This window comes from Roseomonas fluvialis (genome assembly GCF_022846615.1).
Taxonomy (GTDB): domain Bacteria; phylum Pseudomonadota; class Alphaproteobacteria; order Acetobacterales; family Acetobacteraceae; genus Neoroseomonas; species Neoroseomonas fluvialis.
In genome coordinates this window covers 2,622,362-2,646,152 of record NZ_AP025637.1, presented here as the reverse complement: position 1 = coordinate 2,646,152, position 23,791 = coordinate 2,622,362, and the positions used below count along the sequence as shown (strand labels likewise).

Below are 23,791 nucleotides of genomic sequence, written 5' to 3'. Positions count from 1 at the left end.
CCTACTTGCTGTCGAGCCGCGTCACCGGCGACCAGCCCTCCGGCGGACCGTCCGGATGCATCGCCAGCCGCGCGGCATAGGCCGCAACCAAGGGGTCATGCGCCGGATCGCCGCAGTCCCGCAGCGCCTCGCGCGCGGGGCCGAACTGGCCGGCGCGGAAGCGGCGGATCGCCTCACCCCAGGCCGGCAGGCGGCCCACCAACCCCCGGTCAGCCAGGAGCGGCGCATCCTTCGCGTCCGATGCCACCGACAGCCCGACCAGCTCGTGCACCTCGACCGGGTCCTGCGTGCCCTTGGCCAGCACGACATCCACCGGGCGGAACACGAAGCCGCTGCCCGCGCCGATGCGCGTCGCCTCGCTCACCAGGATCTGCGTGCCGTACATCTTGTTCATGCCCTCCAGCCGCGAGGCGAGGTTCACCATGCCACCGATCGCGGTATACGCCATACGATCCGACGACCCGACATTGCCAACCACCGCATCGCCCGTATGCACGCCGAAGCGGGTGTGCAGGCGTGGCCAGCCGCGCGCGGCGAAGTCCTGTTCCATTCGCAGGGTCAGCGCGCGCGCATGGAGTGCGGCGCGGCACCCGTGCATCGCATGCGCAAGGTCGCGCTTCGGCGCGTTCCAGATCGCCATCACCGCATCGCCGATGTACTTGTCGATGGTGGCGTGGTGGTCCAACAGGTCGTCCGTCAGCGCCTGGAAATAGGCGGAGGTGATGCGCATCAGCTCCTCCGGGTCCATGCGCTCGGCAATGGTGGTGAAGCCCTGCACGTCAGAGAACATCACGGTCAGCCGGCGCCGTTCCCCGCCCAGCGCGGCCTCCGCGCCCTCCGCCATCAACTTCCGCACCAGGTCGCGCGGCACATAGACGCTGAACAGGCGCAGCGCGGACTTCATGCCGCCCATCGCCTCGGCCAGCACGGCCACTTCCGCCGTACCACCCGCAGGCGCCACGGGATCGGCGAGGTCGAGGCGGCGGATCGCCTCGGCCTCGCGCACGAGGCGCCGCAGTGCCGCGGCGATGCGCTGCGCGGCCAGCATCGCCCCCGCGGCACCGAGCACCAGCCCCGTGCCGCCGAGCACGAGCGCAGCCACCGGCGCGCCGGTCGGGGTCGCCGCTGCCGTCAACGCCAACGCACCCAGCATCAGCCCGCCCGTCGCCGCGACCAGCAACAGCAGCAGCACCATCAACGAAGGCCCGCGCGTGGTCATGGCGTGAGCCCCGACCAGGCCAGCAGCGCGTCGGCATCCGCGGTATCCATCGCATCGAGCGCCGCTGCACCCGCCTCCGCCGACGCGATGCGCAGGCCAAGCCGCCGCGCTGCCTCGCCATAGGCGTCGAGCTGCGCCGCACGCACCCCATCGAGCCCCAGGGCACGCGCTGCCTCGCTGGCCGGCGGCAGCAGCCGCAGCAGTGCCACGCGTGCGACATGCGTCGCCACGCCCTCGGGCACGGCCTGCCCCGCCATGGCGAGTTCGCGGGCCAGCAACCGGCTCAGGCGTGGGCCCAGGCGCGGCAGGCTGCTGGCAAACAGGTCGGCCTCGCGCGCGAGCCGGCAGGGCAGGTCGGGGGCCTCGGCATCATCCCAGGGCCAGGTGGTGGCGAGAATGATCCGCCGTAGCGTCGCGATGTCCGCTGCCGACATGCCCTGATCGGCGGCGATGGTGGCGGCGGCTTCGGCCGATCGGCGTTCCAGCAGCCCGCGCTCGGCATGCACGCGCCCGTCATGCAGCAGGTCGTGCGCGGCCATGGCGGCGATGGCGAGCGCGGCGTCGGCCGGCGTCACGTGACCCAGGCGTCGCGCGGCACCGAGCAGCCAACCGAGCGCACGCGTCGCCTCGGCCTGGTGCAGGCGGTCGTGATAGGGAGGCTCCGTGCCGGGCGGGAAACCCGCGCCGTGGCGCTCGACCGCGGCGGCGATGGCCCGCGCGGTCCGATGGGCGGGCGTGTCGCCATCCGCCGTCCCGGTCGCGTCGGTCAGCGCCTGCGCAACCGCCGCCGGCATGTCGGGAGCCCGTTCACGCAGCGCCATCAGCGCGTCTTCGGCAGCGCCGGCCGCAAGCCCGGCCGCGCCCTGGTCGAGCGCAAAGCCGAGAACATCCGTGTTCGTCGCGGCCGCTGCGGCCATGGTCATCGCCGGTGGAGTGGCGCGCCATCCTAGACCGCGATGGCGCGCCGTTGGAAAGCCTTCCGTGGTCAGGCCACGGCGGCCTTCGGGCCGAGCCCCAGCGTGCGGCGCATTGCCTGCAGCATCTCGCGCGCCTTGTCGCCCAGTTCCTCATCGGGGCCCGCCACATGCTCCACGGCGGTGAGCGCCTTGCGCCGGTCCGAGGCATTGCTGAGCAGGGTCGGCAGGGTGGCCAGCGCTTCCTCGCGCATCAGGGTCACGATGACCGTCTGCTCGCGGATCATGGCCTGGCGCGCGGTCGGGCTCATGCCCACGAAGGGCGGCTCGGTGGTCAGCAGCGCATTGGATCGTGCGAGGCGCGACCGGCGGACGCCGCCGCGCGCATCGGCGAGCAGGATCATCATGCGGATCACCGCCTCGGCGTAGCCGCCCTCGGCGACCTTGGCGCGGGCGTCGACATGCTGGGCCGGCTCGATGGCGATCGACCGCCGCGCGGCCTCCGCCTCGGCGGCGGTGTCGTCACCGGTCACGCCCATCGCGGCCAGGCCGCCATAGATCGCGTGGAAGGCGGTCTCCATCGCCGCGTCGCGCATGTCGGCCCAGGCGCCGATGCTGCGTTCCACGCTGTCGGCCCAAGCCTTCTCCATCGCCACGAAGGGGTTGTCGGGCGCAGCCGGGGCGCGGTGGTCGCGCGCCATGCCGGCCAGCGCGCGCACCGGCATCATGAAGGGGTTGAGGTCGCTGAACATGTAGCGGCGCATGCGCATCGGGCTGCGCTGGCGTCGCGCCTCGGCACCCGCCTCGGTGGCGAATTGCCGCACGATCGGGCTGACCAGCACGTCGTACAGATGCTGGTTCATCTCGCTGATCTTGGCGACGGCAGGGAAGGCCTCGTTGCTCGCCTCGCCCGACAGGGTGCGGATGTCGGCGATCTTGCGTTCGACCAGTTCGACCTGCCATTCCTCGTTGGAGCCGGAGCCCTCGTGGCCGGTGATGCGCATCTCGTACAGGCCTGGTGCGACCGCCTCGATCATCTCGAGCGTGGTCGCGATCTCGTTGTGTTCCTTCTTGGCGACCGCGCCGGAGACGAAGATGCCCAGGTGCCCGATCTGGTCGTGCAGCAGGTAGACGATGGTCTGGCCGAGCGACTTGATCTCCTGTTCGTCGCGATAGACGTCGGCGATCCAGCGCAGCGCCTGGCCCGGCGGCGTGATGTTATCGCCGGACGACGCGAAGACGACGACCGGCGCCTTCACCTCGCGCATGTTGAAGGTCTCGCCGCCGCCGGAGGAGATGGTGCCGGAGGAGAAGCGATTGCCGATGAACAGGTTGTCGACGATCCAGCGGATCTCGTCCGTGGTCATCAGGAAGTAGCCGCCCCACCAGCGCTCGAATTCCAGGAAGCGGTCGGCTTCGGAATCCACGCTCGCATAGAGGTCGAAGTACTTCTTGAACCAGGTGTTGCCGGGCGACAGGCTCTCGAAGTTCGCGACCAGCCCGGCGCCGTCGAACTTGCCGTTGCCGAGGTCCGCCATCAGCGAGGACGGCCAGCCGCCGCCGGCGAGGCCGCCCAGGTAGCGCATCGGGTTGCGCCCCTTCTCGCCGGCCCAGTAGGACAGCGGCGCACCGTTCAGCACCAGCGCGCCCACCGCATCCGGCGCGGCCGCGCCCAGCATCATGGTGGCCCAGCCGCCCTGGCAATTGCCGATCACCACGGGCTTGGGCGCCTTCGGATGATCCTCGGCGATGCGCCCGAGGAAGGTCGCCTCCGCCGCCGTCACGTCGAGGATGGTCTGCCCCTTCTCGGGTTCGCGGTAGAAGATCACGAAATACACCGGGTGGCCGCGGCGCAGCGCGACACCCACCTGGCTGTCGTTCTTGAAGCCGCCGATGCCCGCCCCGTGGCCGGCCCGCGGGTCGATGATGACGAAGGGGCGCAGCTTCGGGTCGACCGGGCGGGTGCCTTCGGGCGGGGTGATGCGCACCAGCGCGTAGTTCACCGGGCGTGGCAGGGTGCGCCCATCGACGATCGTCTCGTAGTCGAAGAACAGCACCGGCGGGCAGCCGGCGCGCTCGTGCTCGACGAAGTTGTTCCCCGCCTGGCGCATCACGTCCCAGAACATCACCCAGCGCTGCGCGGCGTCGGTGGCGTAGGCCTGCGCATCCTGCATCAGCGCGGCCGGGCTGCGGGTGAAGCGCGCCGCCATGTCCTTCATGGCCTGCGCGCTGCCGGTGCCCGGGGCAGGCTGCATCAAGGCGCTGGCGTTGCGGGACATCACCTCGGTCAGGGTGCGGACCTGGTCGAGCACGCGGGTCGCGGTCTCCTGCGCCTTCTCGGCGAGTTCGCGGGTCGGTGCATTCGGGATCGGCGGCATGGCGGTCTCTCCGTCCTCAAGTGGTTCTAGTGCGCCCCGTCCGGCGGGGCTTCAAGCCTTTTCGCTGCGCTGCAACAGCGCCAGGACGTGGCGGGCGATCATGCCTTCCTCGTCGGTGGCGCGGACCAGCACGCGGGTGGTGGCGCCGGGAGCCGAAATGTCGGGCGCATTCGCGTCGTTCAGCGCAGGATCGACCTCGATGCCGAGGAAGCCCAGCCCCGCGCAGATCCGTGCGCGGATGGAAGCGGCGTTCTCCCCGATGCCCGCGGTAAAGACCAGCGCGTCGATGCCGCCCAGGGCCGCTGCAAGGGCACCAACCTCGCGCCGCACACGCCAGCAGAAATGCGACAGCGCGGCGGCGGCGCGCGGGTCGGCGCTGGCCTCGAGGTCGCGTACGTCCTGGCTGATACCCGACATGCCCTTGAGGCCGGCATTGCCGTACAGCAGCTTCTGCACGGCGGTCGTGTCCATGCCGTCCGAGGCCATGAGGTGCAGCAGCACGCCGGGGTCGATCTGCCCGCTGCGCGTGCCCATCGGCACGCCGTCCAGCGCGGTGAAGCCCATGGTGCTGTCGATGCTGCGGCCGTCGTGCATGGCACAGAGCGACGCGCCGTTGCCCAGATGCGCCACCACCACGCGCCCTGCGGCCAGCGCCGGGTCGGTCTGCGCCAGGCTGCGCGCGATGTATTCATAGGACAGCCCGTGGAAGCCGTAGCGCCGGATGCCGCGGGCGTAGAATTCCGGGGGCAGGGCGTAGGTATCGGCTTCCCAGGCATGGGCGCGGTGGAAGGCGGTGTCGAAGCAGGCCACCTGCGGCACGCCGGGGAAGTGTTCGGCGGCGGCCGCGATTCCGGCCAGGTTGTGCGGCTGGTGCAGCGGCGCCAGCGACGCCAGCGCGCCCAGGCGCTCCATCACCGTGGCATCGACCAGCACGGGCGCAGCCAGGTCCGGCCCGCCATGGACGACACGGTGGCCGATCGCCGCGATCCGCCGGCCTGCCAGCACGCCCGCCAGCCAGCCGATGATGACGCGAAGCGCGGCGCCATGGTCGCCAGGCGCCCCGCCCTCCGACCAACGCTGGTCGGCCAGGCGTGCCCCCGCGGCATCCTTGGCCGAAAAGCGCGGTGCGGCGCCGATCCCCTCGACCTGCCCGGCATAGAGCGCGCCCGGCACCTGCTGCGCGTCGAACAACTCGAACTTTATCGAGGACGATCCCGCATTGATGACCAGCACGGCATCGCCGGTCGCGATCACGGCGCCATCTCCGCAAGGCGCGACCGGCCGGTGCGCCGCCAATACCCGTACAGCACCGCGAAGGCGGCCGACATCAGGCGCGCGTGCTCGTCATCGGCCCGGCTGGTCAGCATGACCGGCACCTTGGCCCCGAGCACCAGCCCGCCGGTATCGGCCTGCGAAAGGAATACCAGCTGCTTCGCCAGCATGTTCCCCGCTTCGAGGTTCGGCGCGATGAGCACGTCGGCCCGCCCGGCGACGCTCGACTGGATGCCCTTGGTCCGCGCCGCCTCGAGATCGACGGCGTTGTCCATCGCGAGCGGCCCGTCCACCAGCCCGCCTTTGATCTGCCCGCGCTCGGCCATCTTGGACAGGGCGGCGGCATCGACGGTGGAGGGGATGGCCGGGTTCACCGTCTCGACCGCCGAGAGCACGCCCACGCGCGGCGTCTCGATGCCTATCGCGCGCGCCAGGTCGATCGCGTTCTGCACGATGTCTGCCTTGGTCATCAGGTCGGGCAGGATGTTGATGGCGGCGTCCGAGATGATCATCAGCCCCTCGTGCCCCGGGATGTCGAGCACGAAGGCGTGGCTGACGCGCCGGCCCGCGCGCAGCCCGCCATCGGATTTGGTGACGTGGCGCAGCACCTCGTCGGAATGGATGTTGCCTTTCATCACCGCTTCGGCACGGCCTTCATGCACCAGGGCGACGGCGCGCGCGGGTGCGTCGTGCGCCGACGCGACATGGTCGATCGCGACACCCGCCAGGTCCCAGCCGATCTTGGCGGCCTCGGCGCGGATTTCGGCCTCGGGGCCGACCAGGATGGGGGCGATGAGGCCTTGCTTCGTCGCCTCCCACGCACCGCCGAGCGAATTCTCATCGGTCGGCGCGGCGATGGCGGTGGGCATGGCGGGCAGGCCGCGGCAGGCTTCCAGCAGTCGCGAGAACTTGCCGCGCGGGACCAGCGTCAGGGCCGGGATGGCGACGCCATCGGTCACCAGGCGCTGCAGGGGGGGGCTGACCTCGGCGGTGCCGCTCACCACCAGCGTGCCGTCCTGCTTGTCGAGCCGGCAGTCCATGACCAGCAGGTTGCCGGCCAGTTTTTCGCGCACCGTCACGGTCGCGACCACCGCCTCGCCGGCCTCGACGCGGGCGTGGAAGCGCAGGTCCTGCGCGCGGTACACCGTGCCCGGCCCCGGCAGCCGGTTGCCCAGCGCGGCCGAGAACAGCGCCGCGCACCACATCGCCGGCGCGACCGCGGGGCGCCCGGTTTCCTGTTCGGATTCGCCTGGCAAGTTGACCGGGTTCAGATTGCCCGAGGCGTGCGCGAAAACGATGAGGTCGTTGGGCGTGCACACCCGCGTCACGCTGGCGCTCTCGCCAAGGGCGATCTCGTCCCAGGCGCGGCCGATGGTGGCGGGGGCGGTGAGGGTCACAGGCGCATCTCCGGGATGGTGTCGGGCAGGACCAGCGGCGCGGTGGTGGCGGCGAGGATCTGTTCGACCGTGACACCCGGCGCGCGTTCGCGCAGCACCAGGCCGGCGGGTGTGGGTTCGATCACCGCGAGGTCGGTGACCACCAGCGAGACCGACCGCGCGGCGGTCGGCGGCAGGGTGAGTTCGGGCACGATCTTCGCCTCGCCCTTCGCGGCGTGCTGCATGGCGATGACCACGCGCCGCGCGCCGGCCACCAGGTCCATCGCCCCGCCCATGCCGGCGACCATGCGCCCCGGCACCATCCAGTTCGCCAGCCGGCCGGTCGCATCCACCTGCAGCCCGCCCAGCACGGTCATATCGAGGTGCCCGCCGCGGATCAGCGCGAAGGAGGTCACGCTGTCGAAGGCGAAGGCGCCGGGCAGGGCGGAGATGAAGCCGCCGCCGGCATCGGTCAGGTTCGGATCCTCCATGCCCTCGGGTGGGCGGGCGGCGAAGCCAATGATGCCGTTCTCGCTCTGGAACGCCACCAGCATGCCCTCGGGGACATAGCGCGCGACCAGCGTGGGCAGCCCGATGCCGAGGTTGACCAGGGTGCGGTCCCGCAATTCCTGCGCGACGCGGCGCGCGATGATCTCCTTCGCGTCCATCTCAGCGCGGCCTTTCCACCAGGTGGGTCACCAGGATGCCCGGTGTGCGGACATGGTCGGGCGGGATGACGCCGATCGGCACGATCTCGTCCGGTTCGGCGATCACGACATCCGCCGCCATGGCCATGACCGGGTTGAAGTTCTGCGCGGTCAGCCGGTAGGTCAGGTTGCCGTGGTGGTCGGCCTCGTAGCAGTGCAGCAGCGCGACATCGGCGCGCAGCGGCAGTTCCAGCAGGTAGTCGCGGCCTTCGACCGTGATCACCTGCTTGCCTTCCGCCACGCTGGTGCCGATGCCGGTCGGCGTCAGCACGCCGCCGAGCCCGGCGCCGCCGGCACGGATGCGCTCGGCCAGCGTGCCCTGCGGCACCAGGTCCACCTGCATCTCGCCCGCGATCATCTTCTGCTGCGTGACGGGGTTGGTGCCGATGTGGCTGACGATGGCACGCGCCACGCAGCCCGCGGCGACCAGCAGCCCGATGCCGAGCTCCGGCCGCGCCGTGTCGTTCGCGATCACGGTCAGGCCGCGTGCGCCGCGCGCCACCAACGCGTCGATCACCCGCCGCGGTGTGCCCACGCCGAGGAAGCCGCCGATCATCACCGTGGCGCCGTCCGGCACCAGGGCCGCCGCGGCGGCCGGGGTAATCGCCTCGCGCACCGGGGTCAGGCCACGTTGTGCAGGCCGGCGTCGACATAGATGGTGTCGCCGGTCATGCCACTGGACGCGCCGCCGACCAGGAAGGCGACAACGCGGCCGACCTCGGCGATGTCGACCAGGCGGTGCTGGGGCGCGCGTTCCTGCGCCATCTGCACCAGTTCGTCGAACTGCGCGATGCCGGAGGCGGCGCGGGTCTTGAGCGGGCCGGGCGAGACGGCGAAGGCGCGGATGCCCTTTTCGCCCAGTTCGGCCGCGGCGTAGCGCACGCTCGCTTCCAGCGCGGCCTTGACCGGCCCCATGAGGTTGTAGTTCCCGACCACCTTGTCGGAGCCGTAGTACGACATGGTGACCAGCACGCCGCCCTTGTCCATCAGCGGCTCGGCGAGCTTCGCCATGCGCAGGAACGACCAGCAGGAAACCTGCATGGCTTGGGCGAAGCCGTCGGCCGAGCAATCCACCACGCGCCCGTGCAGGTCCTCGCGCGGGGCGAAGGCGATTGAGTGGATGACGAAGTCGAGGCTGCCCCACTCCCGGCCGATGCGCTCGAACAGCGTCTCCAGCGCGCCAGGCTGCTGGACATCCAGCGGCGCGATGATCTGCGCCTGGAGTTGCTCGGCCAGCGGGCGGACGTATTTCTCGGCCTTCTCGTTCAGGTAGGTGACCGCGAGGTCGGCGCCGAAGGCGCGCAGCTTCACGGCGCAGCCATAGGCGATCGAATCGGCGTTCGCGATCCCCACCACCAGGCCACGCTTGCCCTTCAGCATGTCGCCCACGCGACTGTCGGGGTCCCACACGCGGGGCAGGGGGTCGGTCGGTCGGCTCGTGGGGGACATGGCGTTGCTCCTGGCGGTCGTGGCAAAGCGGGGGTGCCATGTCCGCGCGCCCCGCACCTTGACCTAGAACAGAAAGCCCGCCGCGGACCACCACCTTTTTGTTGCGACGCAGCAAGGCGGCCGTGGCGGGCGCGAGGGTTGCCACCCCGGCGCGGCCGGCGGAAGGTGCGCCGCCGTCCACGCAGAGGAACCGCGATGTATATCGAGCACCGCCAGTACACCTTCCATCCCGGCAAGCAGCCGACCTGGATCGACGCCTTCGGCAGCCACGGCTTCCCGGCCTCGGTGCGGAACCTGGGCGCGCCCTCGATGGGCACCTTCACGGTCGAGGTCGGCCCCATCAACCGCTTCGTGTTCATGCGTGGCTGGGACGACATCGACACCCGCGACGCCGGCATCGCGGCGCGTGCCGCCGACCCGCAATGGGGCGAGTTCATGAAGCTCGGCGCCGGCTGCATCGCGAGCCAGGAGGTGAAGTTCCTCAAGCCGACCCCGTTCTCGCCGATCACCTCCGCGAAGGATTTTGCCTTCAAGCGCGAGATCCCCGGCACCGGCATGATCGTGGATCACCGCACCTACGACTTCCACCCGGGCAAGATGCCGGCCTGGATCAAGGCGTATGAGGAGATCGGCCTGCCGATCCAGAAGCGCCTGCTCGGCCAGTTGCTGATGTTCGGCGTGACCGAGATCGGGCCGATCAACCAGGTGGTGTTCTGCTGGCTGTACGAGGGCTTCGGCGACCGCGACCGCCGCCGCGCCGCCATGGCCGCCGACCCGCAATGGGGCGAGTTCATGAAGAAGGTCGGCGAGATGGGCGCGTTGAAGCAGCAGACCGTCATGGCGCTGAAGCCGACCGCGTTCTCTGTCGTGAAATGACGTCGTAGCATCGCCGGCTCGGGGGGCTGGTCTCTCGCGGTCTCCGTGTCGGGACCAGCCTCCGGCGGACGCTGCGCGGTGCGTGACGGAAGCGTGCCGGTCAGCGGGACGGTGGTCGCCGATCGGCGGCCGCGAGCCGACGCGCAGATGAACCTCTCCGCACCGCGGACGCAACGCGCTTGAATGCTGGCGCACGGCTTGCTTGAGTCGCGTCATGAACCGACGCACCCTACTGGCCGGCATCGCCGGCGGTTCCCTAACCCGCCCGGCCTTCGCTCAGGCCTGGGCTCCAGCCCGGCCGGTCACGCTGGTCATCGGCTTTCCGCCTGGCGGCGCGTCCGATGCTGCGGTGCGCATCATCCAGCCGCACCTGCAGGCAGCGCTCGGCCAACCCGTCGTCATCGACAACCGCGCGGGCGCCGGCGGGAACCTCGGCGCGCAGGCTGTCGCCCGGGCGGTGCCCGACGGCTCGACCATCGGCTCGGCCAATATGGGCACGCTGGCCGTGAACCCTGCGCTGCTGCGCAACATGGGGTTCCAGACGGCGGAGCTCGCGCCGATCTCGATGATCTTCAATGCCGTGAACACGCTCTACGTGGTCTCCAACCGCCCCTGGCGTTCGGTGGCCGAACTCGTCGCAGCGGCCAAGGCGCGGCCGGACACGATCACCTACGGCACCGGCGGCGTCGGTTCGCCCGGCCATCTCTGCGGCATCCTGTTCGATCACATCGCTGGAACGAAGACGGTCGCGGTGCCCTATCGCGGCGGCGGGCCGCAGATCCTTGCGGCCGTCGCCGGCGAGCATGATTTTGGCTTCTCGCCACTCGGGACGCTGCTGCCGCATTTCCAGGCCGGTACGCTGCGCGCGCTTGGCGTCGCGACACGGACGCGCGCGACCGACCTGCCGGACGTGCCGACCATGGAGCAAGCCGGCCTGGCGGATTTCGAGGTGCTGAACTGGGACGGCATCGTGGTCCCGAGTGCCACGCCCGGACCCATCCGCGCCCGTATCGGAGAGGTCGTTCGCGCAACGCTCGCGAACCCGCAAGTGGTTGCCGATTTCGCGCGGCGCGGCCTGGTGCCCTGGCCCACCACGGAAGCCGCGATGGCGGCGCAGCTCGCGTCCGATACGGCCAAGTGGCAGCCGCTGATCAGGGCCGCCGGCATCGAGCCGAGTTGATACCGAGCCACGCCGTCACGCACCGGTCCAGGGGATTGGGCAGCTGCCGGGGTGCGCGTCTCGCGCCTGACCGCATCGCGGCTGGGACGGCGGGACATCGGCAGGATGTCGATGCCGCGGACCGCGGGCGTGTCAGCTTCCATGATATTCCTCCATCGCCGAAGCTGGCGCATGTTTGCGCGGAGGCAGCCGGAGCCTTGCGGCACCCCGTCTTGCTGGCATGAGACCTCGCGCAATTCCAGGCGGCGCAGGACCCAGGGCGACGCTCAGGCCTGGCTAATCGCATTCGCATCAAGGGTACGCCGCATGACCAACCTGCCGATCCCGGAAGCCGACGCCGCCACCCGCGCCGAGATCCTCGACTGGCTCGACCGCTTCGCCGCCTGCGTGCGCGACGTGGACTTCAAATCGGCATACCCGTTCTGGCACGACCACATCGTCATCTTCGGCACCTACCAGGAACTCGTGCGATCGCGCGTCGCCTGGACCGATACGCAATGGTCGAATGTCTGGCCGCGCACCAAGGATTTCCGCTTCGACCTGGCGAATACCGAGGTGCTGGCCTCGACCGATGGCGGCACGGCGGTGGCGGTGACGCCCTGGACCAGCATCGGCTGGCACCCGGATGGCACCGAATTCGACCGCCCGGGCCGCGCCACCATCATGCTGCAGAAGCAGCCCGACGGGCGCTGGGTGGGGGTGCACAGCCACATGTCGCTCGGCCGGGGCGTGCCGCAGGACAGCCACGGCACACGCCCGATCAAGGCGCGCTGAACCGCGGGCGCTTCACCTGCGCTTAAGGCCGGGGGAACCAGTATGGTTCCCCTACAGCAGGTGGACCCATGCAGGAGATCGTGCGGCCGAGCGCCATGACCGCGGCGGACCGGTTCCTGACCTTCGCCTTCGCCGCGGCGGAGCTGCTGGTCGAGACCGATGGCGCCGGGCGCATCACCTTCGCCGAGGGCGCCTTTCCCGCGCGCTTCGGCCGTGCGGGCCGCAGCTTCCTGGGCAAGCCGGTGCAGCAGCTCGTCGCGCGCGACCAGCGCTCGGGCATGGGCACAGCGCTGGAACTCCTGCAGGCCACAGGGCGCATCCGCCCCACCGCGGTACGCCTGGCCGACCGCGCGCGGTCGCCCTTCAGCGTCGCGGGGCTGGCCGCGCCGGGCCATGCGGGGCGCTTCTGCCTGACCTTCTCCCCCTTGCCCAACGACCTGCCGGGCGGCCCGCTGCCGGGCGGGCCGGGCCTCGCGCGCGCCGCGGAGGAAGCGTTGCGGGGCGGCGACGAACCCGGTGCGCTCGGGCTTATCGAACTGATGGGCGATGGCGGGGCGCTGGCGCCGCGCGCCGACCTCGCGGCGCGGATCCAGCAGTTGCTCTCGGCCCAGGGCGGTGCGGGCGCGGTCGCGGCGGATTTCGGCTCTGGCCGCTTCGGGCTGCTGCCCGGCGATGGCCTGCCCGACCTCGCTGCGCTGTCGAACCAGGTGGCGCTACTGTTGGCCCAGCACGGGCTGCCAGGGCGCATCGGCGCGCGCGCCGTATCGCTGGCGTCGGACGGGCTGTCACCGGTGCAGGCGACGCGCGCGTTGCGCTTCGCGCTCTCGGCCTTTGCCCGCGGCGGCGACGAGGCGCTGGAAAAGGCCGGCTTCTCGGGCGGGCTGACCGGCTTCGTGGCCAGTGCGGCAGAACGCGCCACGGCGCTGCGACGGACCATATCGGAACGGCGCTTCCGCATGGCCTTCCAGCCGATCGTCATGCTCGCCGACCGCCGGGCGCACCACTACGAGGCGCTGCTGCGCCCCATTCCCACGCCGGGCACGCCCTATGGCGAAGCTTCGGAATTCATCGCCCTGGCCGAGACGGTGGGCCTTTCGGAGACGCTCGACTGGGCGGTGGTCGAGACCGTCTGCGAGGCGGCGCGCGCCGCCGCCGGCGCGCGCATCGCCTGCAACCTGTCGGGGTTGTCGCTGCAATCGCCGGCCTTCCGCGAACGGCTCTGCGCCATGCTGGAGGCTGCCCCGGACCTCGCGCGCCGCCTGCTGGTCGAGATCACCGAGACCGCCGAGATCGAGGACGAAGCCGAGGCGAGCCGCACCGTTGATGCCTTGCGCGCGCTCGGCCTGCCCATCTGCATCGACGATTTCGGCGCGGGGGCCGCGGCGTTCCGCTACCTGCGCGCCTTCCGCGTGGATTTCGTGAAGGTCGATGGCGTCTATGTGACCAATGCAGTCGAGAGCGAGCGCGACCGCGGCTTCATAGCCGCCATGGTCGACCTGGCGCGCACCGTGGGCGCCCAGGCGGTGGCCGAGCGCATCGAGACCGAGGCGCAGGCGAAGCTGATGCAGGACCTCGGCGTCGCCTTCGGCCAGGGCTACCTGTTCGGCCGGCCGGGGGCGTTGCCCGGGGCCTGACGGCAGGCCCGTCGTCGGCGACCGAACGGCGCCGCGTGGCGCGTTTCGGGACAGATTCTCCGACGCGCTGGACAGCCCGCCCCGGCCGGCGCAGGAAGCCCTGCCATGCCGGAGCCCACCCCGCCACGACTCGCCGTCGTGATCCCCTGCTACAACGAGGCCGCCAACGTCGCGCCGATGGTGGCGCGGCTCGATGCCGCGCTCGCGGGCATTGGCTGGGAAGCCATTTTCGTCGACGACGACAGCCCGGACGGCACCGCCGCGCGCGCGCGCGCGATCGCCGCGACCGACCCGCGGGTGCGCTGCATCCGCCGCATCGGTCGTCGTGGCCTCGCTTCTGCCTGCATCGAGGGAATCCTGTCGACCTCGGCACGCTACGTGGCGGTGATCGACGGCGACCTGCAGCACGACGAGACAATCCTGCCGGCCATGTTGGCAGCGCTGGAGTCCAACGAGGCCGATGTCGCGATCGGCAGCCGCAACGTCGATGGCGGCACGAAGGGGGAGGGGCTTTCGCCGATCCGGCGCCTGGTCTCGGATGGCGGCGCGGCGCTGGCGAATGCTGCCCTGCCGGTGCGCGTCGGCGACCCCATGAGCGGCTTCTTCGCGCTGCCGCGCGCGCTGTTCGAGGAGGTCGCGCCGCGCCTGACCGGCACGGGGTTCAAGATCCTGCTGGACGTGCTGCTCTCGGCCGGGCGGCCGCTGCGCGTGACGGAAATTCCTTACACCTTCCGGGCGCGCGAGGCGGGGGAGAGCAAGCTCGATGCCGGCGTGCTGCTGGAATTCGGCGGGCTGCTGGCGGACAAGGCGCTGGGCGGGGTGGTGCCGCTGCGCTTCATGGCGTTCGCGCTGGTAGGGGGCATCGGCGTGCTGGTGCACCTCACGGTGCTCGGGTTGCTGCACGGCATCGGGCCGCTCGGCTTCGGGGCGGCGCAATGGGCCGCGACCTTCGTCGCGATGACGGCGAACTTCCTGCTGAACAACCGCATCACCTATCGCGACCGGCGGCTGCGCGGCCCAGTGCTGCTCCGCGGCCTGGTGCTGTTCTACCTGGTCTGCGGCATCGGCGCGGCGGCGAATGTGGGCATCGCCGGGCTGCTGGTGCGCGATGATCTGCTGGGCTGGGGCCTGGCGGGGGCGGCTGGCGCGCTGCTGACGGTGGTGTGGAACTACGCGGTCTCCTCCACGCTGGTGTGGCGGGCGCGCTGATGGGCTGGCTTGCCGCGCTGGCGGCGCTGACGGCGCTGCGGTTGGTGCTGGCCGCGGTGCTGCCGCTGGCACCGGACGAAGCCTATTACTGGGTTTGGTCGCGCACCCTGCAGGGCGGCTACCTCGACCACCCGCCGATGGTCGCGCTGTTCATCGCCGCCGGCACGGCGGTGGCGGGCGATACAGCGCTCGGCGTGCGGCTGCTGGCCCCGCTGTCCCTCGCGGTCGGATCGGTGCTGCTGGCGCGCGCGGCGGAGGACCTGTTCCCCGGCCGCCAGGCCGGCCCTTGGGCGGCGGCGCTGCTGAACGCGACGCTGCTGGCGGGCCTGGGGGGCGTTACCATGACTCCCGACACGCCGCTGCTGTTCTTCTGGACCGCTGCACTGTGGGCGGCCGCGCGGCTGCACCGGACGGGCGATGGGCGGTGGTGGCTTGCGGTGGGTGGCTTCGCGGGCCTTGCACTGGCCAGCAAGTACACCGCGGTGCTGTTCGGTGCGGGGATGGTGCTGTGGCTGCTGCTGTCATCGGCGATGCGGGGCTGGTTCGCACGCTGGCAGCTCTGGGCCGGCGGCGCATTGGCGGTGCTGGCCTTCGCGCCGGTGCTGGCGTGGAACGCCGCGCATGGCTGGGCGTCCTTCGTCAAGCAGGGCGGGCGAGCCGGCACGGGCGATGCTGGGGCCACGCTGCACTTCCTGGGCGAGTTGGTCGGCGCGCAGGCGGCGCTCGCCACGCCGCTGGTCTTCGTGCTGTGCGTGGCAGGGGCCGGCGCCGCGGCGATCGCGTGGTGGCGCGGGCGGGACGCAGCGTCGCTGCTGGTTACCGCCCTGGTGCTGCCCGGCGCGGCCCTGTTCCTGTGGCAGGCGACCGGCAGCCGGGTGCAGGGCAACTGGCCGGCCGTGCTTTACCCCGCCGCGGCCATCGGTGCCGCGGCCCTGCTGCGCGCACCGGGCTGGCTCCGGCTGCGCATACCCGCCCTGGTGCTGGGTGGGGTGATGACCGGCGGGGTGTACCTGCAGGCGGTTGCCGCGCCCCTGGCCCTGCCGCGGCGCAACGACCCGACTCTGGCCCGGCTCGCCGGGTGGCCAAATTTCACCGCGGCCGTGGCCGCCGCCGCGGCGCGCGAAGGCGCCGGCTTCGTCGCGGCGGAGGAATACGGCCTCGCCTCGGTGCTCGCGTTCCGGCTGCCCGCCGGCCTGGTGGTGGCGATGGACCCGCGCTGGGCCCATTTCGCGCTGCCGGCCCCGCCACCGGGCGTAACCGGACTGCTGGTGCGCAGCGAAAGACGAGGGGAGGGGCCGCCACTCTGGCCCGGCGCCGTACCTGTGCAGGGTGGCCGGTTGGTGCGTAGCCGGGACGGGATGGAGGCGGAGGCCTATCGCCTGTTCCGCGTGACGACCGGGCCTGGCCAGCCGCCCGCCGTGCTGCTGCCGCGCCCGCAGGACTGAACCGCTTGAAGCCGGCGCAGGACCGCCGATCTTTCAGGCCAGACGGAGTGACCATGATGCAGATCCGAATCCCCCGCGGCTGGGAAATCCCCGATTCCGCGGCCACGCCCGAGCACCTGGTCATGGGCCGCCGCAAGGCCTTCGGCCTGGGTGCCGCGTTGGCCGGTCTCGCCGGCACCGCGCAGGCGCAGGGCGTGCCCGCGCTGCCGGCCGCCATGCGCAACACGCGCTTCGTGCCGGGCCGGGACATCAGCCCCGAGCGCGACGTCACGACCTTCAACAACTTCTATGAATTCGGCACCAGCAAGTCGATCAGCCGCGAGGCGCAGCGCCTGCCCCAGCGCCCCTGGACGCTGAAGGTCGACGGCATGGTTGAGACCCCGCGCGAATTCGCCATCGACGACCTTCTGCGCACCATGCCGGTCGAGGAACGCGTCTACCGCCTGCGCTGCGTCGAGGCCTGGTCGATGGTGGTGCCATGGACCGGTTTCCCGCTGAGCGCCCTGCTGGCGCTAGTGAAGCCGCTCGGCTCGGCGCGCTACGTGGCGTTCGAGACAGCGGCGCTTCCGGCCGTGATGCCGGGGCTGCGGCAATCCTGGTACCCCTGGCCCTATGTCGAGGGCTGCACCATCGCCGAGGCAGCGAACGACCTGTCCTTCATGGTGGTGGGCGCCTATGGCAAGGCCCTGCCGCCGCAGAATGGCGGCCCGATCCGCTTCCACCAGCCCTGGAAATACGGCTTCAAGGCCGGCAAGTCCCTGGTGAAGATCACCCTGACCGACCGCCGCCCGGTCTCCTTCTGGGAACGCATCCAGCCGCAGGAATACGGCTTCTGGGCGAATGTGAACCCCGAGGTGGCGCACCCGCGCTGGAGCCAGGCGAGCGAACGGACGCTGGGCAGCAATGCGCGCATCCCCACCCAGCTGTTCAACGGCTACGGCGAATTCGTGTCAGACCTTTACAGCGGGCTGCAGAACGAGCGACTTTGGGCATGACATGGTCCTCCGCACGATAGCCTTCGTCCTGTTCGGCGCCGCCCTGTGCATGGGCATCTTCCTGGGCTGGGGCTACCCGCTCGGGACGATGCTCCAGGGTGCCAATCCGTCGGGCTTCGCACAGCGGGAGCTCGGCCTGCAGCGCCTGGTGGGGCCAACGGTGTGGAACGCGGCCTTCGCGCCGCTGCTCACCCTGCCCGCCTGGGGCCTGCCGGCCTTCTTCGGCGTCGTGCTGATGCTGATCGCGGCGATGCGGCCGGGCAAGGGCTGAGAGCCACCTTGAACGTCCGGCAGCGGCCCGCAGCCCCGTCCGCTGACCGTCGCGCCGCGTGCGCGCGCCACGCGCACCGTTGGGATCAGGGACCGGGTGACCGGCGCCGGACGTCGCCGCATGCCGGCGTTCGGAACAGAGGCTGACACCGTGGCCCCGGCCAGGCTCCTGCTGGTCGAGGACACGCTCTCCCTCGCCACCCTTTACCGCGAATACCTGCGCGACGAGGGGCACGACATCCATCACGCGCCGACGCTGCGCGAGGCGCGCGCCGCGATCGCCACCGCGCCGCCGGATGCTGTTTTGCTCGACCTGCGGTTGCCTGATGGCGATGGCCTTGGCCTGCTGGCGGAAATCCGCGCCATGGCCGAACCGCCTCCCGTGGTGGTGATGACGGCGCATGGGTCGGTCGCCACCGCGGTCGAGGCGATGCGTGCCGGCGCCTCGGACTTCCTGGTCAAGCCCTTCGCGGCGGAGCGCCTGGTGGTCACGCTGGCGAACGTACTGGAACGCGCCAGCCTGCGGCGCGAGGTCGCGACCCTGGCAGCGGGGGCGACGCGCACCGGCCTGGCCGGCTTCATCGGGGCTGCGCCGGTCATGCAGGCGGTCTATCGCATCCTCGAGAATGCCGCGGCGTCACGCGCGACGGTGTTCGTCACGGGGGAGAGCGGCACCGGCAAGGAACTGGCGGCCGAGGCGGTGCACGCGCTGTCCCCGCGCGCAGCCGGGCCCTTCGTGCCGCTCAATTGCGCTGCCATCCCGAAGGACCTGATCGAGAGCGAGATCTTCGGGCATGTCCGCGGCGCCTTCACCGGCGCGGTGGCGGACCGGCCGGGTGCGGCGCGCGCAGCCGATGGCGGCACGCTGTTCCTCGACGAGATCTGTGAGATGGACCTCTCGCTGCAGGGCAAGCTGCTGCGCTTCATCCAGACCGGCAGCTTCGTGCCGGTGGGGGCGAGCAAGCCGCTGCGCACCGATGTGCGCTTCGTCTGCGCCACCAACCGCGACCCGCTGGCCGAGGTGCAGGCCGGGCGGTTTCGCGAGGACCTGTACTACCGCCTGCATGTCGTGCCCGTGCCACTGCCGCCGCTGCGCGAACGCGGCGAGGACGTGATGCTCCTCGCCGAGGCCTTCCTCACGCGTTCCGCCGCCGAGGAAGCGAAGCGTTTCGTGCGCTTCGCACCGGATGCGGCGGCGCTGCTGCGCGCCCATCGCTGGCCGGGCAATGTACGCGAACTCGAGAACGCGATCCGCACCGCGGTGGTTCTGCATGACGGGGAGGCGGTGACGGCGGCGATGCTGCCGGTCACGGTGCATGGCGCGGGCCAGCCGGTCGCACCGCCCGCCGCCCCCCGCCAGGCCGACCCCGCGCGGCGCATCCGTCCGCTGGCCGAGGTGGAGCGCGAGGTGATCGAGGACGCCATCCGCCTATGCGGCGGCAATGTGCCGAAGGCGGCGGCTTTCCTGGGTGTCAGCCCCTCGACGCTGTATCGCAAGCGTGAGGCCTGGGCGCAGCGTGGGTAGGGCGCTGTCCGACCGGGTCGCACCCGGCCACCCCAGCAACGACAACGTGCTGAAAGTGGGCCGTGCCGATCGCATCAGGTCGGAAAACGCGAGCGCGCGCTATTCCACGCGCGCGCCGGAAATCTCAACCATCCGTTGCCATCGGGGCGTCTCGGCGCGGATCATCTGCGCCGCGGCGTCCGGGCTGGCGCTGAGGATGATGCCGTATCCGAGCGGGCGCATGCGGTCGATGAATTCGCGCTGCTGCGCGACGGTGCGGATGGCGTCGAAGATGCGCGCGACCACCGGGGCGGGCGTGTTGCCCGCCGTGGTCACGACGTTCCAGTTGATCAGTTCGTGCTGCCCGAGGCCGAGATCGGCGAAGGCCCTCATCCCCGGCACCTGCGGCAGCAGCGCGATCGGGTCGCCGGAGGAGACCGCGAGCGCCTTGAAGCGCCCCGCCTCCACATGCGGCATCAGCGCGGGCATCACATCGAACATCATGTCGATGGTGCCCGAGAGCAGGTCGTTGATGGCCGGCCCGCCGCCGCGATAGGGCACGTGCAGGATCTTCGCATCGGCGAAGCGGTTGATCGCCGCGATGTTCAGGTGGGATGAGGTGCCGGTCCCGGAGGAGCCCATCTTCACCTGCTCGGGATTGGCGCGCGACCACTGCACCAGGGCGCGGAAGTCGGTCCAGCCGCGCGCCTGCGCGGTTTGCGCGTTCACCACACACAGCAGTACGCCGTCCGTGAGCTGCGTGACCGGTGTCAGATCGCGCAGTGGGTCGAAGGGCATGCGCGCATGCATGAAGGGCATGGCGCAATAGGATGTGGCGCTGACCAGGCCGAGCACGGTGCCGTCGCGATCCCCCTTCGCGATCGCGTCCGCGCCGATCAGCCCGCCGGCACCGGCGCGGTTCTCGACCACCACGGTCTGGCCGAGCACGGGTGCGAGCCGGTCGGCCAGCAGGCGGGAGGTGATGTCGACCGCGCCGCCGGGCGGAAAGGGAACGATCACGCGCACCGTGCGCCCGCCGGCCAATGGCTGGGCCATCGCGGGGGCGGCGAGGCAGGCGCCGGCGGCGAGCAGGGCGGCGCGGCGGGACAGCAGGGCGTGGCGCATCGGGCGGTCTCCGACAGGGGCGTGCTGCGCCAACGTGCCGCTATGCCGCTGCGAGGGGAAGGGCGTCGTGCCAGGCCGTGCGCTGGCTCACCGCATCGTCGGGCGCCCAGGGGCGGGTCGAAATCGGCCCTTGAGTCCGGCGGCCGCAAGGGCGTCTGATCGATCCGGATGCGGCATGGGATGCCGCCCAGGCACGAGGAAGCGGCACACATGGCAACCATCACGGTCAGCGTCTCCCAGCCCGGTAGCGTGCCGATCGCGTCGCTGGCGGGCGCCACCCGCAGTGCCGGCGGCGCCACCAGCACCACGCTGTTGATCGGCGGCGGGCCAGGAACGGTCACGCTGACCGGCACCGGCTTTACCTATGACCTTCTGGCCCTGCCGGCCACCGGCACCGTTACCGCGCTGACGTTCCGGGCGGACGGTGTGGCGGTGACCTGGACGGTGACGGGCATTTCCGTCGGCGCGGCCCTGCTGCGCAGCAACGAGGCGACGCTCGACACCTTCCTGTTCGGCTTCGGCGACAGCGCGGTCGGCGCGTCGGGTGCCGACCTGATCAACGGCTATGGCGGAGCCGATACGCTGCTCGGCAATGCCGGGGGCGACAGCCTGCTGGGCGGAAACGGTAACGACAGCCTGGTGGGCGGAGCGGGCGACGACAGCCTGGTCGGCAGTTTCGGCAACGACACGCTGGTGGGCGGCCTCGACAACGACACGCTGGTCGGCGGCGATGGGCAGGATTCGCTGGTCGGCGGCGGCGGCGTCGAGTCCATCCTGGGGGGGAACGGCAATGACACGGCCTCGGCGAGCAGCGGGGTGGTCGACCTGGGCGCGGGCGACGACGTGCTGCGCGGCAATTTCGACGCCAATCTGGTCGCGGAAGGCGGCGGCGGCGACGACGTGGTGCTGACCGGGACAGGCACCTTTCTCGCGACGCTGAGCGGCTTCGAGATCCTGCAATGGATCGACCCGGCCGTCTTCCTGCGCGTCACCACCGCGCAGATCGACGCCTTCACCACGCTGCGCCGGACCGAGGCGGATCCGGTGGGCCTTGGCGGGCTGCAGCTGGTCGGCGGGGGCGTCGTGGACCTCGGCGGCCTGGTCTACGACTTTCAGGCAGGGGACCTGTTCACGGTGCAACTGCGCGACGGCACCTGGGACCTGCGGGGGCGCGACAGCGCGGTCGGCTTCGCGGACGACTTGATCAGGACATCCACGGCCGCCGCGAACGACACCATCCAGACCTTCGGCGGCAATGACGAGATCATCTCATTCGCGGGCAATGATTCGATCCTGGCCGGCGAGGGCAACGACGAGGTCGCGATCGGCGCGGGCAACGCCATCGTCTTCCTCGGCGGCGGCAACGACACGCTGTCCCTTGCGACGCAGCCAGCCGTCTCCGGCGCCAACACGGTGGATGGCGGGGCGGGCGACGACATCATCACCGGCCTCGCGGGCAATGACAGCCTGCTGGGCGGCACCGGCAACGATTCCATCACCGGCGACAGCACGTTCCTGACCGGCGCGGGCAACGACCGGATCTTCGGCGGAGCGGGTAATGACACGCTGCTGGGCGGGGGCGGCGGCGACCTGATCCGCGGCGGCACCGGGGCGGATCGCACCTCGGGTGGCACCGGTGCCGACACCTTCGCCTTCGACGATGGCGAGAGCGGCATACTGAGCGGCAGCGTGCTGAGCGGGGCTGACACCATCACCGACTTCAACCGCCTCTCCGGCGACAAGTTCGACCTGTCGCTGATCGACGCGAACACGGCCATGTTGGGCGACCAGGCCTTCAGCCAGTTGCTCGCGGCGTCGAGCCAGACGGCGGTGGGCGCCGGCAGCCTCCGCTACCAGACCGGCATCGGCGCCACGACGATCAGCGGTTCGACCGACGCGGATGCGGATTTCGAGTTCCGCATCATCGTGCTGACCACCACGACCTATACGCCGCTGTTGAGCGACTTCATCCTGTAGCGCCTGCACGCCGCAGCGCCGCCCGCGCGTCCGCGATGGCGCGGTGCGTCGCGTCGGTCAGGTCATGGGCGGCGAGGTCGGCCGGCAGCGCCCAGGTCACCTCGCTGACATCGTCGCCGGCGCGGGCTTCGCCCGCGCGCCATTCGGCGGCGAAGTCGATGATCGTGTAGTGGTACAGCGCCCGGCCGTCAGCGTCGCGCGAGATGGCATCGACCACGATCGCCAGCGCCAGTGGCCCGACCTCGATGCCGGTCTCCTCCCGCAATTCGCGACGGGCTGCTTCCTCGGCTGTTTCGCCCAAGTGCTGTGCGCCGCCGGGCAGCGACCACTGCCCGAGGCGCGGGGGCTTGCCGCGGCGGACCAGCAGGACATGGTCGCCGCGGAAGACGATGCAGCCGATGCCGACCCAGGGGCGGTCGGGGTATTCGCGCCCGGTCACTGCGGGCGCGGCGGTTCGGCCGGGGTCTCGGGCGCTTCGGGGGCGGGGGGTTCCTGGGCGCGCAGGTCCGACAGCAGCGGCGCGAAGGCCTTCTCCTTCCAGTCGCCGACCTGGTAGGCCCAGCCGCGCCAGCGCGCATTGAGACGGGCCGCCTCGTCATCGCCCTCGGCGGCGAGGGTGATCCAGAGGTTCGCGCCGTCGCGGCGCGGGCGCACCACGATCGCCAGGCCATCGGTCAGGTCGAAGCGCGCCTCGCCCAGCGCCTCCCCTGGGGCCTCGGCCTCGGCGCGGACATCGAGGAAGGTGAGGAATTCGAAGGCGCGGCCCACTTCATCGAGCGCGGTCTCGTCGGCCGGCGGCGCGTCGGCGGGTTCGGTGATGCGCAGCGTGCCGTCGGGTTCGCCGCTCCGCGCGATGACCAGCGGCGGCTGGCCGGTACGCGCGATGGTGGCACGGCGCACGCGCTCGCGCGGGACATTCGCGATGTCGCGGTCCAGCCACAGCTGCGGGTCGGAATCGACCGGGATGCGCCCTTCCGCGAGCCAGGCCTGGTTTTCGCCCGGCCGCCGGACATAGGCGGATTCCGGCACGTTGCCCTGGGTGCGGACGCGGCGGCGGCCGATGATGAGTTCGGCCACGACGCCGCCCTGCGCATCGAGCACGCGCAGCAGGGTGGAGGTCGCGCCAGGGCGCGTCGGGTCCTCGACGCCGAGCCGGTCCAGCAACTCGGGATTGGCCGTGCGCGGTTCGGTCAGGCGCAGTTCGGTCAGGCCGACCAGCAATTCGCGCACCTTCTCCTGGCGCACGGGGTAGTTGGCCTTGGCGGGCAGCACCCAGGTCTCGCCGCGGCGCGCGATCTCGAGCGTGCCGTCGTGCCGGGTCGCCACGATGCGCGCGGCGGATTGCAGGCGCTGCTGAAGGCCGGGGAAGGCGAGCGCAGCGGCGGAGGGCGGCGGCGCGGGCGGCGCAGCGGGCTTGATCAGCAAGGCCCCGCCCACCGCGACGATCGCCGCGCCGGAGAGCAGCAGCAGGGTGCGTCGGTTCATCG

Annotated in this window: 21 protein-coding genes; 10 read left to right on the top strand and 11 right to left on the bottom strand. The window is 71.3% G+C overall.

Features of this window, described 5'->3' with window-relative positions; translation table 11 throughout:
• Position 1 precedes the first annotated feature (1 nt).
• The 8 genes from MWM08_RS12830 to fabI form a co-directional block, all read right to left on the bottom strand.
• Positions 2–1,219: an adenylate/guanylate cyclase domain-containing protein gene (locus MWM08_RS12830; RefSeq protein WP_244459824.1), complete on the bottom strand. Its 1,218-nt coding sequence runs from the start codon at positions 1,217–1,219 to the stop codon at positions 2–4.
• Entirely contained in the window at positions 1,216–2,136 is a 921-nt protein-coding gene (locus tag MWM08_RS12825; protein WP_244459823.1) for a hypothetical protein, read from the bottom strand. Before MWM08_RS12825 ends, MWM08_RS12830 begins: the two co-directional genes overlap by 4 nt.
• A gap of 68 nt (positions 2,137–2,204) precedes the next feature.
• Positions 2,205–4,511, bottom strand: a complete 2,307-nt coding sequence (locus MWM08_RS12820) for a DUF3141 domain-containing protein (protein ID WP_244459822.1) — start codon at positions 4,509–4,511, stop codon at positions 2,205–2,207.
• Positions 4,512–4,562: 51 nt separating this feature from the next.
• Positions 4,563–5,765, bottom strand: a complete 1,203-nt coding sequence (locus MWM08_RS12815) for an acetate/propionate family kinase (protein ID WP_244459821.1) — start codon at positions 5,763–5,765, stop codon at positions 4,563–4,565.
• Complete coding sequence (locus MWM08_RS12810; RefSeq protein WP_244459820.1) at positions 5,762–7,180, bottom strand: bifunctional enoyl-CoA hydratase/phosphate acetyltransferase; 1,419 nt, start codon at positions 7,178–7,180, stop codon at positions 5,762–5,764. The genes MWM08_RS12815 and MWM08_RS12810 overlap by 4 nt, the downstream gene beginning before the upstream one ends.
• A complete protein-coding gene (locus tag MWM08_RS12805) occupies positions 7,177–7,827 on the bottom strand; it encodes a 3-oxoacid CoA-transferase subunit B (RefSeq protein ID WP_244459819.1) in 651 nt (216 codons plus the stop codon). Before MWM08_RS12805 ends, MWM08_RS12810 begins: the two co-directional genes overlap by 4 nt.
• A gap of 1 nt (position 7,828) precedes the next feature.
• A complete protein-coding gene (locus MWM08_RS12800) occupies positions 7,829–8,482 on the bottom strand; it encodes a CoA transferase subunit A (RefSeq protein ID WP_244459818.1) in 654 nt (217 codons plus the stop codon).
• A gap of 5 nt (positions 8,483–8,487) precedes the next feature.
• The gene (fabI, locus tag MWM08_RS12795; protein WP_423816038.1) at positions 8,488–9,315 is read right to left on the bottom strand and encodes an enoyl-ACP reductase FabI; all 828 of its coding nucleotides are present in this window, start codon (positions 9,313–9,315) and stop codon (positions 8,488–8,490) included.
• Positions 9,316–9,510: 195 nt separating this feature from the next.
• Between fabI and MWM08_RS12790 the strand changes: the two genes are divergently transcribed.
• The 9 genes from MWM08_RS12790 to MWM08_RS12750 all read left to right on the top strand — a co-directional run bounded on the left by MWM08_RS12790 (position 9,511) and on the right by MWM08_RS12750 (position 19,223).
• Positions 9,511–10,191 (top strand): NIPSNAP family protein, encoded by a 681-nt coding sequence (locus tag MWM08_RS12790; protein WP_244459817.1) that lies wholly within the window; start codon positions 9,511–9,513, stop codon positions 10,189–10,191.
• Positions 10,192–10,405: 214 nt separating this feature from the next.
• A complete protein-coding gene (locus MWM08_RS12785; RefSeq protein ID WP_244459816.1) occupies positions 10,406–11,371 on the top strand; it encodes a Bug family tripartite tricarboxylate transporter substrate binding protein in 966 nt (321 codons plus the stop codon).
• Between the two features lie 306 nt (positions 11,372–11,677).
• A complete protein-coding gene (locus MWM08_RS12780; protein WP_244459815.1) occupies positions 11,678–12,145 on the top strand; it encodes a YybH family protein in 468 nt (155 codons plus the stop codon).
• A gap of 68 nt (positions 12,146–12,213) precedes the next feature.
• A complete protein-coding gene (locus tag MWM08_RS12775) occupies positions 12,214–13,779 on the top strand; it encodes an EAL domain-containing protein (protein ID WP_244459814.1) in 1,566 nt (521 codons plus the stop codon).
• 105 nt (positions 13,780–13,884) lie between these two features.
• The gene (locus tag MWM08_RS12770) at positions 13,885–14,988 is read left to right on the top strand and encodes a glycosyltransferase (protein ID WP_244459813.1); all 1,104 of its coding nucleotides are present in this window, start codon (positions 13,885–13,887) and stop codon (positions 14,986–14,988) included.
• On the top strand, positions 14,988–16,433 hold the full coding sequence (locus MWM08_RS12765; RefSeq protein WP_244459812.1) for a glycosyltransferase family 39 protein: 1,446 nt from the start codon (positions 14,988–14,990) through the stop codon (positions 16,431–16,433). Before MWM08_RS12770 ends, MWM08_RS12765 begins: the two co-directional genes overlap by 1 nt.
• A gap of 56 nt (positions 16,434–16,489) precedes the next feature.
• On the top strand, positions 16,490–17,428 hold the full coding sequence (msrP, locus tag MWM08_RS12760; protein ID WP_244459955.1) for a protein-methionine-sulfoxide reductase catalytic subunit MsrP: 939 nt from the start codon (positions 16,490–16,492) through the stop codon (positions 17,426–17,428).
• 1 nt (position 17,429) lies between these two features.
• Positions 17,430–17,699 (top strand): hypothetical protein, encoded by a 270-nt coding sequence (locus MWM08_RS12755; RefSeq protein WP_244459811.1) that lies wholly within the window; start codon positions 17,430–17,432, stop codon positions 17,697–17,699.
• 150 nt (positions 17,700–17,849) lie between these two features.
• Entirely contained in the window at positions 17,850–19,223 is a 1,374-nt protein-coding gene (locus MWM08_RS12750; protein ID WP_244459810.1) for a sigma-54-dependent transcriptional regulator, read from the top strand.
• Between the two features lie 99 nt (positions 19,224–19,322).
• Here the strand turns inward: MWM08_RS12750 and MWM08_RS12745 are convergent, their stop codons facing one another.
• Positions 19,323–20,327, bottom strand: a complete 1,005-nt coding sequence (locus MWM08_RS12745) for a Bug family tripartite tricarboxylate transporter substrate binding protein (RefSeq protein WP_244459809.1) — start codon at positions 20,325–20,327, stop codon at positions 19,323–19,325.
• A gap of 210 nt (positions 20,328–20,537) precedes the next feature.
• On the opposite strand from MWM08_RS12745, the gene MWM08_RS12740 reads away from it, so the two are divergent.
• On the top strand, positions 20,538–22,304 hold the full coding sequence (locus tag MWM08_RS12740; protein ID WP_244459808.1) for a calcium-binding protein: 1,767 nt from the start codon (positions 20,538–20,540) through the stop codon (positions 22,302–22,304).
• Here the strand turns inward: MWM08_RS12740 and MWM08_RS12735 are convergent.
• Complete coding sequence (locus tag MWM08_RS12735; RefSeq protein ID WP_244459807.1) at positions 22,294–22,743, bottom strand: NUDIX hydrolase; 450 nt, start codon at positions 22,741–22,743, stop codon at positions 22,294–22,296. The genes MWM08_RS12740 and MWM08_RS12735 overlap by 11 nt on opposite strands.
• Positions 22,740–23,789: a DUF4340 domain-containing protein gene (locus tag MWM08_RS12730; RefSeq protein ID WP_244459806.1), complete on the bottom strand. Its 1,050-nt coding sequence runs from the start codon at positions 23,787–23,789 to the stop codon at positions 22,740–22,742. Before MWM08_RS12730 ends, MWM08_RS12735 begins: the two co-directional genes overlap by 4 nt.
• Between the last annotated feature and the right edge of the window lie 2 nt (positions 23,790–23,791).

What these genes read in the sequence shown, in the direction of transcription:
- MWM08_RS12830 (WP_244459824.1), bottom strand. Translation starts at nt 1,219, where the DNA reads ATGACCACGCGCGGGCCTTCGTTGATGGTGCTGCTGCTGTTGCTGGTC.
- MWM08_RS12825 (WP_244459823.1), bottom strand. Translation starts at nt 2,136, where the DNA reads ATGGCCGCAGCGGCCGCGACGAACACGGATGTTCTCGGCTTTGCGCTC.
- MWM08_RS12820 (WP_244459822.1), bottom strand. Translation starts at nt 4,511, where the DNA reads ATGCCGCCGATCCCGAATGCACCGACCCGCGAACTCGCCGAGAAGGCG.
- MWM08_RS12805 (WP_244459819.1), bottom strand. Translation starts at nt 7,827, where the DNA reads ATGGACGCGAAGGAGATCATCGCGCGCCGCGTCGCGCAGGAATTGCGG.
- fabI (WP_423816038.1), bottom strand. Translation starts at nt 9,315, where the DNA reads ATGTCCCCCACGAGCCGACCGACCGACCCCCTGCCCCGCGTGTGGGAC.
- MWM08_RS12790 (WP_244459817.1), top strand. Translation starts at nt 9,511, where the DNA reads ATGTATATCGAGCACCGCCAGTACACCTTCCATCCCGGCAAGCAGCCG.
- MWM08_RS12785 (WP_244459816.1), top strand. Translation starts at nt 10,406, where the DNA reads ATGAACCGACGCACCCTACTGGCCGGCATCGCCGGCGGTTCCCTAACC.
- MWM08_RS12780 (WP_244459815.1), top strand. Translation starts at nt 11,678, where the DNA reads ATGACCAACCTGCCGATCCCGGAAGCCGACGCCGCCACCCGCGCCGAG.
- MWM08_RS12775 (WP_244459814.1), top strand. Translation starts at nt 12,214, where the DNA reads ATGCAGGAGATCGTGCGGCCGAGCGCCATGACCGCGGCGGACCGGTTC.
- MWM08_RS12770 (WP_244459813.1), top strand. Translation starts at nt 13,885, where the DNA reads ATGCCGGAGCCCACCCCGCCACGACTCGCCGTCGTGATCCCCTGCTAC.
- MWM08_RS12765 (WP_244459812.1), top strand. Translation starts at nt 14,988, where the DNA reads ATGGGCTGGCTTGCCGCGCTGGCGGCGCTGACGGCGCTGCGGTTGGTG.
- msrP (WP_244459955.1), top strand. Translation starts at nt 16,490, where the DNA reads ATGCAGATCCGAATCCCCCGCGGCTGGGAAATCCCCGATTCCGCGGCC.
- MWM08_RS12755 (WP_244459811.1), top strand. Translation starts at nt 17,430, where the DNA reads ATGGTCCTCCGCACGATAGCCTTCGTCCTGTTCGGCGCCGCCCTGTGC.
- MWM08_RS12745 (WP_244459809.1), bottom strand. Translation starts at nt 20,327, where the DNA reads ATGCGCCACGCCCTGCTGTCCCGCCGCGCCGCCCTGCTCGCCGCCGGC.
- MWM08_RS12740 (WP_244459808.1), top strand. Translation starts at nt 20,538, where the DNA reads ATGGCAACCATCACGGTCAGCGTCTCCCAGCCCGGTAGCGTGCCGATC.
- MWM08_RS12730 (WP_244459806.1), bottom strand. Translation starts at nt 23,789, where the DNA reads ATGAACCGACGCACCCTGCTGCTGCTCTCCGGCGCGGCGATCGTCGCG.